This window comes from Pseudomonas zanjanensis, assembly GCF_014268745.2.
Lineage (GTDB): Bacteria > Pseudomonadota > Gammaproteobacteria > Pseudomonadales > Pseudomonadaceae > Aquipseudomonas > Aquipseudomonas zanjanensis.
In genome coordinates this window covers 1,518,731-1,535,275 of sequence record NZ_JABWRB020000001.1, presented here as the reverse complement: position 1 = coordinate 1,535,275, position 16,545 = coordinate 1,518,731, and the positions used below count along the sequence as shown (strand labels likewise).

Annotated in this window: 17 protein-coding genes; 11 read left to right on the top strand and 6 right to left on the bottom strand. The window is 62.8% G+C overall.

Annotated elements, in window-relative coordinates:
* The first annotated feature begins 206 nt into the window (after positions 1-206).
* The 5 genes from hpaD (at position 207) to hpaI (ending at position 4,539) form a co-directional block, all read left to right on the top strand.
* Complete coding sequence (gene hpaD, locus HU715_RS06935; RefSeq protein WP_186707414.1) at positions 207-1,064, top strand: 3,4-dihydroxyphenylacetate 2,3-dioxygenase; 858 nt, start codon at positions 207-209, stop codon at positions 1,062-1,064.
* Positions 1,065-1,161: 97 nt separating this feature from the next.
* Positions 1,162-1,554 (top strand): tautomerase family protein, encoded by a 393-nt coding sequence (locus HU715_RS06930; protein WP_186707413.1) that lies wholly within the window; start codon positions 1,162-1,164, stop codon positions 1,552-1,554.
* A 52-nt stretch (positions 1,555-1,606) separates the two neighbouring features.
* Entirely contained in the window at positions 1,607-2,911 is a 1,305-nt protein-coding gene (locus tag HU715_RS06925; RefSeq protein ID WP_186707412.1) for an MFS transporter, read from the top strand.
* A gap of 12 nt (positions 2,912-2,923) precedes the next feature.
* Positions 2,924-3,727, top strand: coding sequence for a 2-oxo-hept-4-ene-1,7-dioate hydratase (gene hpaH / locus HU715_RS06920; protein WP_186707411.1), 804 nt, complete (start codon positions 2,924-2,926; stop codon positions 3,725-3,727).
* 14 nt (positions 3,728-3,741) lie between these two features.
* Positions 3,742-4,539, top strand: a complete 798-nt coding sequence (gene hpaI, locus HU715_RS06915; RefSeq protein ID WP_186707410.1) for a 4-hydroxy-2-oxoheptanedioate aldolase — start codon at positions 3,742-3,744, stop codon at positions 4,537-4,539.
* Positions 4,540-4,695: 156 nt separating this feature from the next.
* Here the strand turns inward: hpaI and hpaR are convergent, their stop codons facing one another.
* The 3 genes from hpaR to HU715_RS06900 all read right to left on the bottom strand — a co-directional run bounded on the left by hpaR (position 4,696) and on the right by HU715_RS06900 (position 7,592).
* A complete protein-coding gene (hpaR, locus tag HU715_RS06910; protein ID WP_186707409.1) occupies positions 4,696-5,118 on the bottom strand; it encodes a homoprotocatechuate degradation operon regulator HpaR in 423 nt (140 codons plus the stop codon).
* Between the two features lie 305 nt (positions 5,119-5,423).
* A complete protein-coding gene (locus HU715_RS06905) occupies positions 5,424-6,365 on the bottom strand; it encodes a p-hydroxyphenylacetate 3-hydroxylase reductase component (RefSeq protein ID WP_186707408.1) in 942 nt (313 codons plus the stop codon).
* Positions 6,366-6,422: 57 nt separating this feature from the next.
* Positions 6,423-7,592: a p-hydroxyphenylacetate 3-hydroxylase oxygenase component gene (locus HU715_RS06900; protein WP_186707407.1), complete on the bottom strand. Its 1,170-nt coding sequence runs from the start codon at positions 7,590-7,592 to the stop codon at positions 6,423-6,425.
* A gap of 311 nt (positions 7,593-7,903) precedes the next feature.
* On the opposite strand from HU715_RS06900, the gene HU715_RS06895 reads away from it, so the two are divergent.
* From HU715_RS06895 to HU715_RS06870, 6 genes are all read left to right on the top strand, one after another.
* Complete coding sequence (locus tag HU715_RS06895) at positions 7,904-9,202, top strand: NAD(P)/FAD-dependent oxidoreductase (protein WP_186707406.1); 1,299 nt, start codon at positions 7,904-7,906, stop codon at positions 9,200-9,202.
* Positions 9,203-9,395: 193 nt separating this feature from the next.
* A complete protein-coding gene (locus tag HU715_RS06890) occupies positions 9,396-9,761 on the top strand; it encodes a cupin domain-containing protein (protein ID WP_046065473.1) in 366 nt (121 codons plus the stop codon).
* 51 nt (positions 9,762-9,812) lie between these two features.
* On the top strand, positions 9,813-10,472 hold the full coding sequence (locus HU715_RS06885) for a helix-turn-helix transcriptional regulator (protein ID WP_186707405.1): 660 nt from the start codon (positions 9,813-9,815) through the stop codon (positions 10,470-10,472).
* A gap of 78 nt (positions 10,473-10,550) precedes the next feature.
* A complete protein-coding gene (locus HU715_RS06880; RefSeq protein WP_186707404.1) occupies positions 10,551-11,372 on the top strand; it encodes a molybdenum cofactor biosynthesis F family protein in 822 nt (273 codons plus the stop codon).
* Positions 11,365-12,165: an SDR family NAD(P)-dependent oxidoreductase gene (locus HU715_RS06875; RefSeq protein WP_186707403.1), complete on the top strand. Its 801-nt coding sequence runs from the start codon at positions 11,365-11,367 to the stop codon at positions 12,163-12,165. Before HU715_RS06880 ends, HU715_RS06875 begins: the two co-directional genes overlap by 8 nt.
* Entirely contained in the window at positions 12,158-12,925 is a 768-nt protein-coding gene (locus tag HU715_RS06870; RefSeq protein ID WP_186707402.1) for an SDR family oxidoreductase, read from the top strand. The genes HU715_RS06875 and HU715_RS06870 overlap by 8 nt, the downstream gene beginning before the upstream one ends.
* Before the next feature lie 180 nt (positions 12,926-13,105).
* On the opposite strand, the gene feaR is transcribed toward HU715_RS06870, so the two are convergent.
* The 3 genes from feaR to HU715_RS06855 all read right to left on the bottom strand — a co-directional run bounded on the left by feaR (position 13,106) and on the right by HU715_RS06855 (position 16,257).
* Positions 13,106-14,068, bottom strand: a complete 963-nt coding sequence (gene feaR, locus HU715_RS06865; RefSeq protein WP_186707401.1) for a transcriptional regulator FeaR — start codon at positions 14,066-14,068, stop codon at positions 13,106-13,108.
* A 124-nt stretch (positions 14,069-14,192) separates the two neighbouring features.
* A complete protein-coding gene (locus tag HU715_RS06860; RefSeq protein ID WP_186707400.1) occupies positions 14,193-14,813 on the bottom strand; it encodes a DUF3156 family protein in 621 nt (206 codons plus the stop codon).
* Positions 14,758-16,257, bottom strand: coding sequence for an APC family permease (locus tag HU715_RS06855; RefSeq protein ID WP_186707399.1), 1,500 nt, complete (start codon positions 16,255-16,257; stop codon positions 14,758-14,760). Before HU715_RS06855 ends, HU715_RS06860 begins: the two co-directional genes overlap by 56 nt.
* Between the last annotated feature and the right edge of the window lie 288 nt (positions 16,258-16,545).

The window sequence follows — 16,545 nt, the reverse complement described above, 5'->3', positions numbered from 1 at the left end:
CCTCTGTAGCAGGTGATGCATCTGCGGCAAGAGATACACCCTGTGGCGAGGGAGCTTGCTCCCGCTGGGCTGCGAAGCGGCCCCGCTTTTTCCTGGCGATTGCTGCGCAATCGAGCGGGAGCAAGCTCCCTCGCCACAAGCGCTCATCGGCAAGACTTGATTCACCGTTTCAAGATCAACAAGAACAACATTTCAGGAGAATCATCATGGGCGAAGTCGTCCTGGCTGCGAAAATCTGCCACGTTCCCTCGATGTACCTGTCGGAGCTGCCCGGCAAGCACCACGGTTGCCGCGCCGCCGCGATTGCCGGCCACAAGGAAATCGGCCGTCGCGCCCGTGAGCTGGGCGCCGACACGGCCGTGGTGTTCGACGTGCACTGGCTGGTCAACAGCGCCTATCACGTCAACAGCGGCGAGCACTTCAAGGGCGTCTACACCAGCAACGAGCTACCGCACTTCATCAAGAACATGGAGTACGAATACGCAGGCGCGCCGGAACTGGGCGAACTGATCGCCGCCGAGGCCAATGCCGTGGATGTGCGCACCCTGGCCCACAACATCCCAAGCCTGGAGCTGGAATACGGCACCCTAGTGCCCATGCGCTACATGCACATGGATGTCCCCCAAGCGCAGAAATTCAACGTCGTGTCCATTGCCGCCTGGTGCGCCTGGCATCGCCTGCAAGACAGCTTCGCCTTCGGCGCCGCGGTGCGCCGGGCCATCGAAAAAAGCGATCGCAAGGTGCTGGTGCTGGCGTCCGGTTCGCTGTCCCACCGTTTCTCCGATGATCGCAACGCCGAAGCCAACATCCACAACTGGACGCGGGAATTCGACAAGCAGGTGGACCTGCACGTCGTCGACATGTGGCGCCAGGGCCGCTGGAAAGAGTTCTGCGCCATGCTCCCGGACTACGCCGAACACTGCTTTGGCGAAGGCAAGATGCATGACACCGCGATGCTGCTGGGGCTGCTCGGCGGACCGGACTACGACAAGCCTGCCGAAATCATCACCGAACCGTTCGGTAGCTCCGGCACCGGGCAGATCAATGCCATTTTTCCAGTCTGAATAGCAGCTACAAGCCGCAAGCCACAAGCTGCAAGCTGATCGCGTTCAACTTGCCGCTTGCGGCTTGCCACTCAAAGCTGCCGACCCAGGAGGCCCCATGCCGCATTTCATCGCTGAATACACCGATAACATCGAACGCCAAGCCGACCTCCCCGGCCTGTTTGAAAAGGTCCATGCCGTGCTGGGCGACAGCGGCGTTTTCCCCCTGGGCGGCATCCGCAGCCGCGGCGTACGCCTGGACACCTGGCGCATGGCCGACGGCAAGCATGACTACGCCTTCGTGCACATGACCTTGAAAGTCGGCCACGGTCGCGACCTGGCCACCCGCCAGAAAGTCGCGGAAAAACTCTTCGAGGTCATCACTGCGCACTTCGCCCAACTCCAGGCCCAACGCCTGCTGGCCCTGTCGTTCGAGATGATCGAGCTGCACGAACAACTCAACTTCAAGGCCAACAACGTCCACGCCTTCCTCAAGGGCCAGGTCAGCTGAATCCATCTGCCCCGCCCTTCCCATCGGCCTCTCTGACAAAAAGTACAAGATCATGAGCACAGCCAATACCGCCGACACTGTCGGCACCGTCGCCCACGACCGCACCCATGCCACCATCACCTGGCGATTGATGCCGCTGCTGCTGGTCTGTTACCTCTTCGCCCACCTGGACCGCATCAACATCGGCTTCGCGAAGATGCAGATGAGCGCCGACCTGCAGTTCAGCGACACGGTCTACGGCTTCGGCGCCGGCCTGTTCTTCATCGCCTATGCGCTGTTTGGCGTGCCCAGCAACATGGCCCTGGACCGGGTCGGCCCGCGGCGCTGGATCGCTACCCTGATGGTAGTCTGGGGCGCCTTGTCCACCGGCATGTTCCTCATCGAAAGTGCCGCCGGTTTCTACGTGCTGCGCTTTCTGCTGGGCGTGGCCGAGGCCGGTTTCTTTCCCGGCATCCTGGTCTTTCTCAACCGCTGGTATCCGGCCCGGCGCCGGGCCCAGGTAACGGCGTTGTTCGCCATCGCGGTGCCAATGGCCGGGGTGATTGGCGGGCCCTTGTCCGGCGGTATTCTCGAGCATTTCCATGACCTTGGCGGCCTGCGCGGCTGGCAGTGGATGTTCGTCATCGAAGGGCTGCCGGTGATCCTGCTCGGCTTGGTTGTGCTCAAGTGCCTGCCCGACAGCTTCGAGGCGGTCAACTGGCTGACACCCCAGGCCAAGCAACAGCTGCGCGAACAACTGAGCCTTGAAGAGCAGCGCAAATCCATCACCTCGTTCTCGGCGATTCTCAACAACCCACAAGTCTGGTTGTTGGTGGCGGTGTACTTCGCCGTGATGCTGGCGGTGAACACCCTGGCGTTCTGGATGCCGACCCTGATCCACGGCGCCGGCATCGGCAGCGACGGCAAGGTCGGACTGCTCAGCGCGGTGCCCTACCTGGCCGGCTGCTTCTTCATGATCGGCTGCGGGCGCTCCTCCGACCGCCATCGCGAACGCCGCTGGCACCTGTGCGTGCCGCTGTTGATGGCCGCGCTGGGCATCGCGGTCGCCGGGCTTTCCCCTGGCAACCCGACCCTGGTGCTCAGTGGCCTGATCGTCGCTGGCATGGGCGCCAGTGCGGCGTTGCCGATGTTCTGGCAATTGCCGCCAGCCTTCCTGTCCAACGGCACCCAGGCCGCCGGCATCGCGCTGATCAGCTCCTTCGGCAGCATCGCCTCATTCTTCGCGCCCTACTTGATCGGCTGGATGCGCGACACCACCCAGAGCGCCAGCCTCGCCCTGTACGTGCTGGCCCTGCTCATCGCCCTTGGCGGCTTGCTGGTGCTGCGCACCCGGGCTGCCATCGTCAATCCTCAATAAGAGACCCTTGCCATGCTTGACCAGACTTTCATCCAGCAAGCCGCCGCGCGCCTCGACCAGGCCGAACGCACCCGTGAGCAGGTGCGACAGTTTTCCCTCGACCACCCGGCCATCACCCTTGAGGACGCCTACGCCATCCAGCGCGCCTGGGTCGCGCAAAAGATCAAGGACGGGCGCAAGCTGGTTGGCCACAAGATCGGCCTGACCTCCCGGGCCATGCAAGTGTCGTCGAACATCACCGAGCCGGACTACGGCGCGCTGCTCGACGACATGTTTTTCGATGAAGGCACCGACATCCCGTTCGAGCGCTTCATCGTGCCACGGGTGGAAGTGGAGCTGGCGTTCATCCTCGGCAAGCCGTTGAAAGGCCCGAACGTAACGGTGTTCGACGTGCTCGACGCTACCGAATGGGTGATTCCGGCGCTGGAAATCATCGATGCGCGCATCCAGCAGGTCGACCCACAGACCAAGGCGACCCGCAAGGTCTTCGACACCATTTCCGACAACGCCGCCAATGCCGGGGTGGTCATGGGCGGTCGTGCCGTGCGCCCGACCGAGATCGACCTGCGCAAGGTGCCGGCGGTGCTCTACCGCAACGGCGTGATCGAGGAATCCGGCGTCTCGGCGGCGGTGCTCAATCACCCGGCCAAAGGCGTGGCCTGGCTGGCGAACAAGCTGGCGGCCTATGACGTCACCCTGCAACCGGGACAGATCATCCTCGGCGGTTCCTTCACCCGCCCCGTGGCCGCCAACCCCGGCGATACCTTCCATGTCGACTACGACATGCTCGGTTCCATCGCCTGCCGTTTCGTCTGATCGGAGACCGCCTCATGGACATGCCCATCAATACCTTCAAGCAACGCCTGCGCAGCGGCGAAGCACAGATCGGCCTCTGGCTGGGGTTGGCCGATGCCTACTGTGCGGAGCTGGCGGCCAATGCCGGCTTCGACTGGCTGCTGATCGACGGCGAACACGCGCCGAACGACTTGCGCACTCTGCTCGGCCAGCTCCAGGCCGTGGCGCCCTACCCCAGCCAGCCGGTGATACGCCCGGTGATCGGTGACACGGCGCTGATCAAGCAAGTGCTCGATATTGGCGTGCAGACCCTGCTGGTGCCGATGGTGGAAAGCGCCGGCCAGGCACGCGAACTGGTGCGTGCCATCCACTACCCGCCCCACGGTGTCCGCGGTGTCGGCAGTGCGCTGGCCCGGGCGTCCCGCTGGAACAGCATCCCCGGCTACCTCGACAAGGCCGATGAACAGATGTGCCTGTTGGTGCAGATCGAGAGCCGCGAGGGCCTGGCCAACCTGGATGCCATTGCCGCGGTGGACGGTGTGGATGGGGTCTTCATCGGCCCGGCGGACCTGAGCGCGTCCATGGGGTTTCGCGGCAACCCCGGTCAACCGCAGGTGCAAGCGGCCATCGAAGACGCCATCACCCGCATCCGCCAGGCCGGCAAGGCTGCCGGGATTCTCAGCGCCGATGAAAAACTGGCCCGGCGTTACCTCGAGCTAGGCGCGGCGTTTGTCGCGGTGGGCGTGGATACGACGGTGTTGATGCGGGGCTTGCAGACACTGGCGGCGACGTTCAAGGACGTAGCGAAGCCCGCGGTTGGGGGCGTGTACTGACTGACGTTGCCGGATACCCTGTGGCGAGGGAGCTTGCTCCCGCTGGGCCGCGAAGCGGCCCCCTTGAATCCGGCAGTGAACTCAAGATTTTGGGCCTGCTGCGCAGTCCAGCGGGAGCAAGCTCCCTCGCCACAGAAGCGGGTTCGCTTGCGGATCTCAGCGCCTGATCATCTTTAACTCATTGAGCAACCCCAGCAACGTCTGCAATTTTTCTTCCCCCAGTTTTTCCTGCAAACGCTGATAGTTCGCTTCCATGCTCTGGCTCATCGAATCGAAGCTCGCCTGCCCTTGCGGCGCCAGGCGCACCAGCACCCGTCGCTGATCCTGTTCGGCCTTGCGCCGCACCACCATGCCCGCCGCTTCCATGCGCACCAGTACGCCGGTCATGCTGGGCTTGAGGATGCAGGCCAGTTCGGCCAGGCGATTGATTTCCAGCTCGTCGTGCTGGCTAAGGATACGGATGACCCGCCATTGCTGCTCGGTCAAGCCGTGTCGGTTGAGGGAAGGCCGGAAAAACCCCATGGCCGCTTCGCGGGCCTGGAGCAGGGTCAGGGTCAAGGATTGGCGCGGCTGGGGCATGAGTATGTTCGCGAGAGGGATTTAGTTAATGAGTTAACTAAATCTTAACAGCTTCCAACCCATGCCGGACGCTCCGTTCACAGAATCTGGATCAAGCGATGGCCCTTGTGGCGAGGGAGCTTGCTCCCGCTGGGCTCTGTAGGAGCTGGCGAAGGCTCGGGCCGCGTTCGGACGATCTTTTGATCTTTCGCTCGAGGTTCAAATGTCTGGAAAAAGATCGCAGCCTCGCTCCGCTCGACAGCTCCTACAGGCCCAGCGGGAGCAAGCGCCCTCGCCACAGGGAAGCGCTCGGTATCGCTGCGAGCTCAAGCGCCCTTGATCACCCCCTTGAGCACTTGCTTGAAATGCTCGACCTGTTCCTCGCTGAACTGGCCGAACACCTTATCCTGCTGTTCCTTGGCAATCGCCCAGAGCCCCTCAGTCTCATCGATGCCCTTGACCGTCAGGCGTACCCGCTCGCCCTCATCGCTCACCAGGCCCTTGCGCTTGAGGTTGGCCACGGCTTCTTCGATCTCGCGCACCGGCATTGCCACTTCCCGCTGCAGGTCACACAGGTTCAGCCCGGCGTCGTTCTCCAGCACCATCAACATCCGCGCTTCGCTGGTGCGCAAGCCCGTGGACAACTGACGCGGCTGGTAGCTGGCCTGGTAGGCTCGCAGCGCCTGGGTCATCAGGTAATACAGGTTGTGGCTCAAGCGGCCTTGGAAATGGCTGCTGGGCAACTGGCCCTCTTCCCGTTTGGTCATGCGTGTGTGAGGCAAGACCATCGAGTAGGCGCCCTGGTGATAGAGCAACGGCGAACGGCCGAAATCATCAAAGGCCACGACCTTGCCGATCATGATCCAGTGATCGCCACCATCGACCTGCTGGAATTTTTCGCAGTGAAAACGCGCCGAGCAGTCCACAAACACCGGGGCACCGCCTTCGCCGGCCTCGAATTCGATTTCAGCGAAGCGATCATCCTTAGGTCGCGCGAAATTGTTTGACAGATCGATCTGGTCGGCGGCCAACACGTTCACCGCGAAATGACTGGCGGCCTCGAACACTTCGTGGCTGCTGGAGCGCTTATCGATGCTCCACAGGATCAGCGGCGGATCCAGGGACACCGAGTTGAAGCTGTTGGCCGTCACCCCGACCTTGCGGCCATCTTCAGTGGCGGCGGTGACCACGGTCACGCCGGTGGCGAAGTTACCCAGGGCCCGGCGGAACGCGCGGGTGTCGAAAGTGGTATCACAAAGACTGGACATGCAAGACTCCCGGCCGCCTCAAGGGACGGCCTCGATTATTGTTCTAGGGGCACGCGGTCAAACCATGGAAGGATCGGGATCGAGCCCCATCAGCTCACGACCGAGGATCTGCGCGCAGACGTCATAGTCGGTGTAGGCATGGGCCCCGGTCAGGTGGGCGTCGCGGAACAGCCGTTGCAACTCGTTGCTCTCGAACCAGGCGCCGCCGCCGGCCGCCTCCATCAAGCGGTCGACGGCCTGGATGCACATCTTGGTGGCGTAGCCCTGGTTGGTCCGCCAGAACGCCAGGGTTTCCCGGCTGGGGTACGCGTGGCGCTCGCCGTGTTCGGCGTGCTCCTGCCAGGTTTTTTCCAGGAAAGCACGGGCCGCCGCCACCTGATGGGTAGACTCGGCCAGGCGCATCAATGCCGGGGTGGCGGCACCGACGGCCGCGCCCGTGTAGGCCCGCACGCGGTTGCGGGTTTTCTCGCGAAAGACCTCCAGCATGCGCTCCGCCACGCCCAGGCTGACCGTGGAGAAACCACTGGCGAAGTACGGCCGGTACGGCGAGTAGAAGATCTTGCTGTCAGGGTACAGGCCGAATCCACCGGACTTGCCTTCCATCATGTCCTTGGCTTTCTGGATCCGGTGTTCCGGCACGAAAGCGTTGTCGATGATCAAGGTCTTGCTGCCACTGCCGCGCATGCCCACCGCGAACCAGTCATCGCGAATGTCATAGTCGCTGCGCGGCAGCACCGCAAAGCAATAGTCCTGGGTGCCTTCGGCGTTTTTGCGGCGAAACCCCACGATCGCCCATTCGGCATGATCGCAGCCGCTGCTCCAGCCCATTTCACCGCTGAACATCACGCCGCCGTCGGCCTCTTCGGTGCGGCCAAACGGTGCAATGCTGCTGCTGGCGGTGGCATCCGGGTCATCACCCCAGATTTCCTCCTGGGTCTTGGCCGGGAACATTGCCAACTGATGGCTGTGGGTGCACAACAGGCTCATGGCCCAGGCCGTGCTGGCACAGGCACCGGCCAACAGCGCGATGCAATCGGCGAACTGCGGCAGGGAAATCTCCAGGCCACCGTAGGGTTTGGGCTGGAAGGCCCGGTGCATGCCGATGATCTTGAGCAAGACGATATTTTCGGCGGGCACGCTACGGTCTTTCTCCGCCTGGAAGGCGTTGGCGGCAATGGCCGGCAGGAGGGGCTTGAGGTCTTCGAGCAGCGGGTTTGGCTTTTTCATGGACGGGCTCTTTTATTATTGGCGTCTGCCGTTCCCGCCTTTGCCCGGCAACCCGGGGCTCACAAACAGCGGGATCAGTGATTAAGGCCGGTCCAGTATGGGCAATCGCGGGCAGGTGAAAAATGCACCTTCCAGATCCAAGATTGTACTTTTCATGGGGCAGGCTTCGGCCTCCGTGGCGCCCTCGGTCAAATCCCTCGGCACGGATGATCAAGACAAGCGCCCTGCCAAGGCTCTTAATAGGGCCATCCCTTGCCAAGCCTTGCGTAGGCGTGGCAACGGCGTTCTCTTTCACTTTGTCAGGTTGCGTCATGATCACTATCGAAACGCCCACCTATTACACGGCCACCAAGAAATACAACCTCAGCTTCCCCACGTTGGAACAGGACGTGGACGCCGACGTCGTGATCATTGGCGGTGGTTTCTCCGGCATCAATACTGCGCTGGAACTTGCTGAAAAAGGCATCACCAACATCGTGGTGCTGGAGGCGCGTTACCTTGGGTTCGGCGGCACCGGGCGCAACGGCGGGCAGATCATGGCCGGCATCGGTCATGACCTGGAAAAGATCAAGAAGGACGTGGGTGAGGACGGCTTGCGCCAAGTCTTCGAGATCAGCGACCTGGGTGCCGACATCATCAAGGACCGCATCGCCAAGTACGCCATCGATGCCGATTTCTGCCACGGTTACGGCTACATGGGTTTCAACGCCCGCCAGGAAAAAACCCTGCGGGCCTGGGAAAAAGATTTCAAGTCGATCAACAGCAAGCACGAGATCCGCTTCCTTGGCGGCTCCGACGTGCAGCAGATCATCGGTTCCAAAGCCTACGGCAGCGCGTTGCTGCACATGGGCGGCGGACATGTGCACTCGCTGAACCTGTTGCTGGGTGAAGCCAAGGCGGTGGTCAGCCACGGCGTGCGGATTTTCGAGAACAGCCCGGCCCTGGAAGTCAGCTATGGCGAGCGCATCACCGTGCGCACCGGGCGCGGCTCGGTCAGGGCCAGCAAGCTGCTTTGGGCCTGCGACAGTTTCCTCAACAAACTGGAACCGGAACTGCACCGCTCGACCATCAACACCTACGCCTTCCAGATGATGACCGAGCCGTTGTCGGACGAACTGATCCAGCGCATCAGCCCGATTCGCGGCGCCTACAGCGACATTCGCCCGGTGATCGACTATTACCGCGTCACCAACGAAAACCGCCTGCTGTTCGGTGCCGCAACGCCGTTGGTGGAACACATCCCCCAGGATCTCAAGGCCTGGAACCGGCGCCTGATGCTGAAGATCTTCCCGTACCTCAAGGACGTGAAGATCGACCTGGCGTGGGGTGGTCCGATGGCCTGCAGCCCGAACCTGTTCCCGCAGATCGGCACCCTGCCCGGGCGCAGCAACGCGTTTTTCGTCCAGGGTTACTCAGGCTTTGGCGTCACCCCGAGCCACATCATCTGCAAAGTGCTGGCCGAAGGCATGAGCGAAGGCTCGGCGCGCTACGACCTGGTCAGCTCGATCCACCGCCCGACCATCATTGGCAAAGACGCCATTCGTCCGTTGCTGCTGACGGCCGGCAAGTCCTGGCATCAGCTGTCGGGCTACTGGAATGGCCGGCGCTGACCGCCATGATGCCAGTCAGCCATGCGAAACCTCTGTAGGAGCGGGCTTGCTCGCGAAAGCGGTGGGTCGGGCAGCATTGATGGCGACCGTTGCGCCGTCTTCGCGAGCAAGCCCGCTCCCACAAATCCAGCGGCTTCACTGATCGGCACTAGACATACACACCCTCTTTTTTCAATCATCAGGAGTCACTGCCATGCCCCTTATCACCCTCGAAAAAGATATCCAGCTGTCCGACCTGGACGCCTGGGGCACCGTCGCCGATCTCGGCTCGCAGATTCTCGAAGGCGAGGTCAAGGCCTTCGGCAAGATGACCTTCGGCGCCCCCACCGACCCGGTCAGCAGCGCCTACTTCGGCACCACCCAAGGCAAGTTCCGGATGGTCTACCCGTTCGCCGAACAAGCCACCGTGGTCACCGGTGAAGTGGTCCTCACCGACGAGGCCACCGGCCAGAGCACCCGCTACAAGGCCGGCGACAGCTGGTTCGTGACCAAGGGCACGCCGGTGTTGTGGGAAGTGGTCAGCGAAAGTTTCGTCAAGCACTACTTCGCGGTAGCCTGACCGGACAGGGCTGCCGGCCCCACCGGCAGCCCACTTGCGAAGGTTGCGACCATGAACGTCATCCCGACCCAGGACATCGCCGGCCAGTGCCTGCACGCCTTCACCCAACTGGTCCCGGTCAGCCGGGCGGCGTTCTATTGCGTGGATCGACACCTGCAAGTCCATGACTTCAGCCTCCATGGGATGAGCGGCGAGATGCACCGCGACTACCTGGACAACTACCGACAGTTCGACCCGCTGCACCCGCGCCGCTGTGCGCCCAGCGAACTGGCCGTGGTGCCGTTGGGCCTGGCGATGGCCCGCCAACCGCTGCGTGACAACCATCGTTATCGCGACTTCCTGCAACGCTACGGTGTGGTCGACGTGGTGGAAGTCTTTGCCCATCGCGACGGTCAGCCGCAAGCGGCTATTTCGTTACTGCGCACCGCAGAGCAAGGCATCTTCACCCCTCAGCAGTTGAGCCAACTCAGCGCGTTGCAGGCCTTGCTGCAACTGGCCGTGGCCCATTTGCCGGCCCATGAGGACGCGCTGGCCGACCTGACACCCAAGGAGCGCCAGATCGCCTGGCTGCTGCGCCAAGGCGTCAGCAACAAACAATTGGCCCGGGAACTGGAGGTGGGTTTGCCGACCATCAAGACTCACCTGATCCACCTCTTCCGCAAAGTCGGCGTGAGCAGCCGCACCGAGTTGGTCAGCGCGCTGTTCCTCTGATCAACCATTCGGTTGATAGGCCGCCGTTGCCCGGCGCCTCATGATCCGAGTGGTTAATTCAACCACCGGAGCCTTGCAATGAGCACATCTTCAGACTGGATCACCGTCGGCGCCCTGGCCGATGGCTTTGCCCCCGAGGCCTTCATCCTGCCCAACCTGGCCGACCTGGACGGCAAGACCTTCACCCTGCATTTCGCCAATGGCTGGCAGATCGAGCATCGCTTCGAGCAGGACACCCTGACCTGGAACGCCGCCGATGGGCACTCCAGCGGCACCGCGCCCTACCGAGCCACCTCGGTGCGCCCGGGCCTGTACCTGGTGGACTTCATCAAGCGCGAAGGCGAGCTGACGTCGTCGATAAGCCTGGTGCTCGATACCGCCAACGCCGCGTTCACCGCCGTGATCGGCCGCATGCCGAGCCAGGAACAGACCGGCGAAGGCCTCTACCACCGCGCATTGGCCGGCAAGCCACTGACCTCGGTTCAAGCGCAGTTCCTCCTCGGCAGCCTCGACCGTCCCTGGCAGCCTGGCCTGTGCCCGCACGCGCCGACCACCGAACTGGTGGGGCTGCGCAACCTGTATCGCTACAGCCCGAGCGAAGTCTACGAACACATTTACCTCAACGACCAGTTCTACTCCTGGCAGTGCCTGAAGGGCGTTGAACAAGGCCTGTGCGACACCGATCGCTGCGACACCTACAAGATCGCCGACCAGTTGTACCTCTTCGTCTGGCGGGAAAAGATCATCCCGACCCTGGGCCTGGTACTGATCGACCTGCAACAGCACCGCAGCGACGGCAAGATCTTCGGTTACGCCGGCGCGGCGTTCGATGAGCTTTCCAATTTCCCGGTCAGTTCCTACTGCCAAGTGCTCAATCAGACGGAGTATCCCGATGCCTGACTCACGCACCGTGGTGATCACCGGTGCCGGCACCGGCATCGGTGCCGCTTGCGCCCGGCTGTATGCCGGCGAAGGCGCCAACCTGGTGCTGATCGGCCGCCGCCGCGAACCCCTGGAAGCACTCGCCGAGGACATCGGTGGCTTGGTGTTGGTGGGCGATGCGGCCTGCCCGAGCACCTGGGACAGCTTCATCGAGCAGATTCACGCGCGTTACGGCCGACTCGACGTGTTGCTGGCCTGTGCCGGCGGCTTGGGCATGGGCAGCGCCACCGAGACTCAGCCATCGACCTGGGAAGCCGCCCTGCGCAGCAATCTCGACAGCGCTTTCTACAGCGCCCGGGCGTGCCTGCCTCTGTTGCAGGAAAGCGCCGGCAACATCGTGCTGATCGCCTCCATCGCGTCATTGGCGGCAGGCCCCCACGTGTGCGGCTACACCACCGCCAAGCATGCGTTGCTCGGCCTCAACCGCTCTCTGGCAAGGGATTACGGGCCTCACGGCGTACGGGTCAATGCGGTCTGCCCAGGCTGGGTGCGCACCCCCATGGCCGATGAAGAAATGCAGGCATTGATGCAGTTCCATGGCGAAACGTTGCAGCAGGCCTACGACCGGGTCTGCGCCGACGTGCCGTTGCGCAGGCCGGCCAGCGCGGAGGAAATCGCCAACGTCTGCCGTTTCCTGGCCTCGCCTGATGCGTCGATCATCACCGGGGCGACGCTGGTGGCCGATGGCGGCTCCAGCATCGTCGACGTGCCGACCCTGGCCTTCAGCCGGATGGAGGCCCGCGATGCCTGACGATCTGGATTTCAGCGGCCAGACCGTACTGGTCACGGGCGGCGCACAAGGTATTGGCCGGGCCATCGTTGAAGCGTTTGCCCTGCGCGGCGCTCGCGTGGTGATTGCCGACCTGGGCCTGGCCCGGGCCGAAGCAGTGGCCGGCGAATTGACCGCCGTGGGCTGTCAGGTGCAAGCAGTGGCGGTTGACCTGGCCGACGCAACGGCGATCTTCGACATGATGACCGCGCTGGAACAACGCTTGGGGCGGCTGGACATCCTGGTGCACAACGCCGGGTATTTTCCGCTGACGCCGTTCGCCGAGATCACCCCGGCGATACTGCAACGAACGCTGGCGGTGAACCTGTCGGCGCTGTTCTGGCTGACCCAGGCCGCATTGCCGATGTTCCGGCGCCAGGGCCGGGGCTGCGTGCTGGTGACCTCCTCGGTCACCGGCCCGCGGGTGGCGTATCCGGGGCTCAGCCACTACGCGGCCTCCAAGGCCGGGGTCAATGGTTTCATTCGCAACGCCGCGCTGGAACTGGCGGCCGAGAATGTCCGCGTCAACGGGGTTGAACCGGGCATGATCGCCACACCGGCCATGGCCAACCTGGGCGACGACGAGGTCAACCAGGACATCGCCCGCCGAGTACCGCTGGGTCGTTTGGGCCAACCGAGCGACATCGCCGGGGCCATGTTGTTCCTGGCGTCGAGCCTGGCTGGCTATGTGACTGGGCAGACGTTGGTGGTGGATGGGGGTTCGACTTTGCCGGAGGTTTGAACCTACGGGAGCGGTGCCTTGCTGACGATGGTGGTGAATGTAACACCGCCTTCGCGAGCAAGCCCGCTCCCACACTTTCCAATGTCATCCAAAAATCATGCTCATCACAAATCCCTTTGTGGGAGCGGGCTTGCTCGCGAAAGCGCTGGTTCAGACTGCAAAGCTATTGGATATATCCACTCAAGCCACCCCCTGCCCCACCTGCAAACGACTGGAACGAAACGCCTTGGGCGACTGCTCGAACTGCTTCTTGAACGAACGGCTGAAATGCGCCGAATCGGTGAAGCCCCACTTGTAGGCGATCGAGGTAATGGACTCGTCCCGCAGGAACGGGTTGATCAGGTCATCGGCGCTGCGCTTGAGCCGGGCTCGCTGGATGTAGCGACACACGCTGTCATCCTGTTCTTCGAACAAACGATACAGATGCCGCACCGAAATATTCAGCCGATTGGCCAGGCCCACGGGGCTGAGGCCTGGCTGGGTAAGTGATTCGTCGATGACCTTCTGGACATAGCTGCGCAAATGGCTGCCCTGCAACGCCACCCCTTCGTCACGACCATCGCTACCCTGTTCCAGGGCCGAGCCCAACAGAGAAACGAAGGCACTGTGCAAGGCTTCACCCTCGCCCGCCGCGCCCTCGCCGTCGGGTGTGTCCTTGCACAGTTGATCCATCAATACATGCAGCATCCGCCCACACGCCTTGCTGGACGAGACCTTGCCAAAGGTCTTGGTTTCCCCGCCCAGTTGCCGCGACACGTCCTGGCGAGACAAGGACAGCACCGCGTGCTCGATCAGGCCGAACGGGGTGATCTCAAGCGCGCCTGCCGAATCCATCAACAACAGTTCACCGGGCGCCAACTGGATGCTCCGGCCGTTCTGGGTAATGCGGCAGTAGCCGCTGCGCTGGCTGACCAGGAGGCAATCCTGGTCATCATCATGATCGGCGTTGGGGGAGTGACGCTTGATGTTACCGGCATTGGTCCGCAGGTTGGCGAGGGCAAGGCCTCCCCGATGAAAATTCGACACTTCACCAATGAACAGCGCGCGATTGAAGGCCAGCTCGGTATCGAAGTGGCCGCAAGTCGCCCGCAGATCCCGGTTCCAGGTGTCCAGACCGTCCTGCCCAACCTGTTGCATGCTCATGGCATTCTCCGCAGTGGCTTTTTGTTTTTGTGCGGCAATAGTTAACATGTTATCTATATGCGCGCAACAAGTACCTGATCGCCAGAGCAGTAGCAGGAATGATGCCAGGGGCAGCGCAGCAGAATCAGAGCGTTGCCAGTACCCGTTGCAGGCCGCTCAAGGTCGCCAGAAGGACGCCGCGCTGCTCGCGGCTCAACGGGATATAGCGACGAAAGGCCGGCATGCGATTGACCACTTCGCTACCGCCCATGTGTTCCAGGCGCACGCACCACTGGCGGCCCTGCAGATCGATGCGCAGCCGCTTGAAATCCAGCGGCATGAGGGCCTGATACAACACGCGGTCCTTCTCCACGGCCGCCTGTAGCATGGCCGCCAGGCCACTGCGCCCGTCCCGCTGCCGGCAACGAATGCCACTGCGCCGGACAGCCCCGCCGTGGTGCAATTCCAGGCGCGCCGTGCCCTCTCGGGAAGCAGGCAGGCGTAGCACGAATTCGGTCATCACCAGGTGCATCAACAACTGCGATTCGGTGCGCTCGACAATTTCCAACTGCAAGCTGCCGTCGTCGGTGACTGCCGTGGCGACGGTCGGGGCTGTGAGCTCGAATCGCGCCAATGCGAGGTTGCGCCGCACGTGTTCCAAGGTCACCCCGGGCCGATACCCGGCCGGGGCGCGCTGGGCGCTGAATACCTCAGACAGCTTTTGCAGCAGGGTCGACAAACTCGCCCGCAGGTTGCCCTGGCTCATGGGAAAACTCCTTGGCCAGCACGTCTTCCACCGACGCTGGCTTGAATGGATTGACCTTCTGCACCACCAGGGTCCAGAACAAGGCGTACGCCGCGGTGCCGCCGAGCATCACCGCGAAGGGCACGTAGATGTCCGCCGGATTCATGCCGGGCGGCGTGATAAACCACATGCCCAGCAAGATGCCGACACTGGACAGGATCTGCGGCAACGGGAACCACGGTGAGCGATAGGCCCGTGGCAGATCAGGGCGACGAATCCGCAGGCTGACCACCGACACGGTCACCAACAGGTAGGCAAAACTCCAGGCGCACACCGCCGCCAACACCAGGTGCATGATGTTGTCGGGATTGCCGCCCAGCCACCACGCATGCAGGCAAGGAATCAGCATCGCCACCAGGATGCACAACAGCGGTGTCTTGAAGCGAGGATGCAAATAAGTGAAGACCTTCGGCAATGCGCCGTCCACCGCCATGCCGTAGAGAATCCGTGGCACGCCCGCCATCAAGGTGTTGATGGTCGCCGCACCGGCGAACAGAAAGCCGATGCCCAGCCACATCGGGCCGATATCGCCCATGACCTGTTCGGCGAACCGTGGAATCGCCATGGGGGTGTCCAGCAGATGCACGCCGCTGGTGGCATCGAGCAGCACGTTTTCCACCTGGCGCTTCATTGCCGCACCGTAGATGAACATGCAGGTGGCGACGCTGAACAAGCCCAGCATCATCGCCCGGGGCATGCTCCGGGCGGAATTGCGCAGGTCCGGCGCCAGGGGCGTGACGAATTCGCAGCCGACGAACATGAACATGGCCATGCCCACCAACGACAACACCGTGACCAGATCGGTGCCCACCACGGAGGCGCCGAACCAGCCCTCCAGCTCCACCGCCGGCGCGGCGATCAGGCCCAACACGCCGAACACCATCAGGGTGGTCCACATGCCGAATGTCAGGATGATCTCCGCCCGGCCAAAGGCGCTGACGCCGAACGCATTGAGCACGCCAAACACCACCACGAAGCCCACGCCCAGCAACCAGGAACCGCCCGCCGATTCGGCCAGGGTGTTGAGGTGCTCGAAGTTCACCAGGGCCATGACCCCGGCCAGGATGGTCTCGGCGGTGCCGGCGAACACATGGACTATCAGATAGGCCGACAAGGTGCCGGTAATCGCGAAGAAACGGCCCATGCCACAGTTGATGTAGTCATAGACCGAGCCGGTGGTGGGAAGAATCGACGCGGCCTCGGCGAACGTCGTCGCCTGGGCCAGCATCATCACCACGGCGATCAGCATCGCCATGGCAAAGGCGCTGCCGCCGATGCCAAAGCCCATGGTCGCGGTGAGAATCACGGGGCTTGCCATGATCAGGCCAATGGTGCTGGCCAACGCGGTGGGAAAACCCACCGAACCCCGGTTCAAGTGCTCGGTGAGCCTGTCATTGATCGACATGGTGCAAGGTCCTCGAAAGCGCATTTTTAGTATGGATGCCACAGCCGTCCAGGACCCGGCGATCATGCCTTCCCCTACCGGTCCCTGATCGAAACGGCGTTGCGTGCAGCCTTACTCTGCGCCGCCCCGCCCCAGGCGTCTTGCCCATGTCTGCCGGTGGTTTTGTTGCTGCCTGCCAACACCGCCACGCTGGCGGCCTGGGTCAACTCCTTGGCAGGCAGGTGAAAGACTTCCCCGGGTGCCGCTCCCTTTAATGCGCGCTCTGCTGTCCTATCACACTGGGGAATC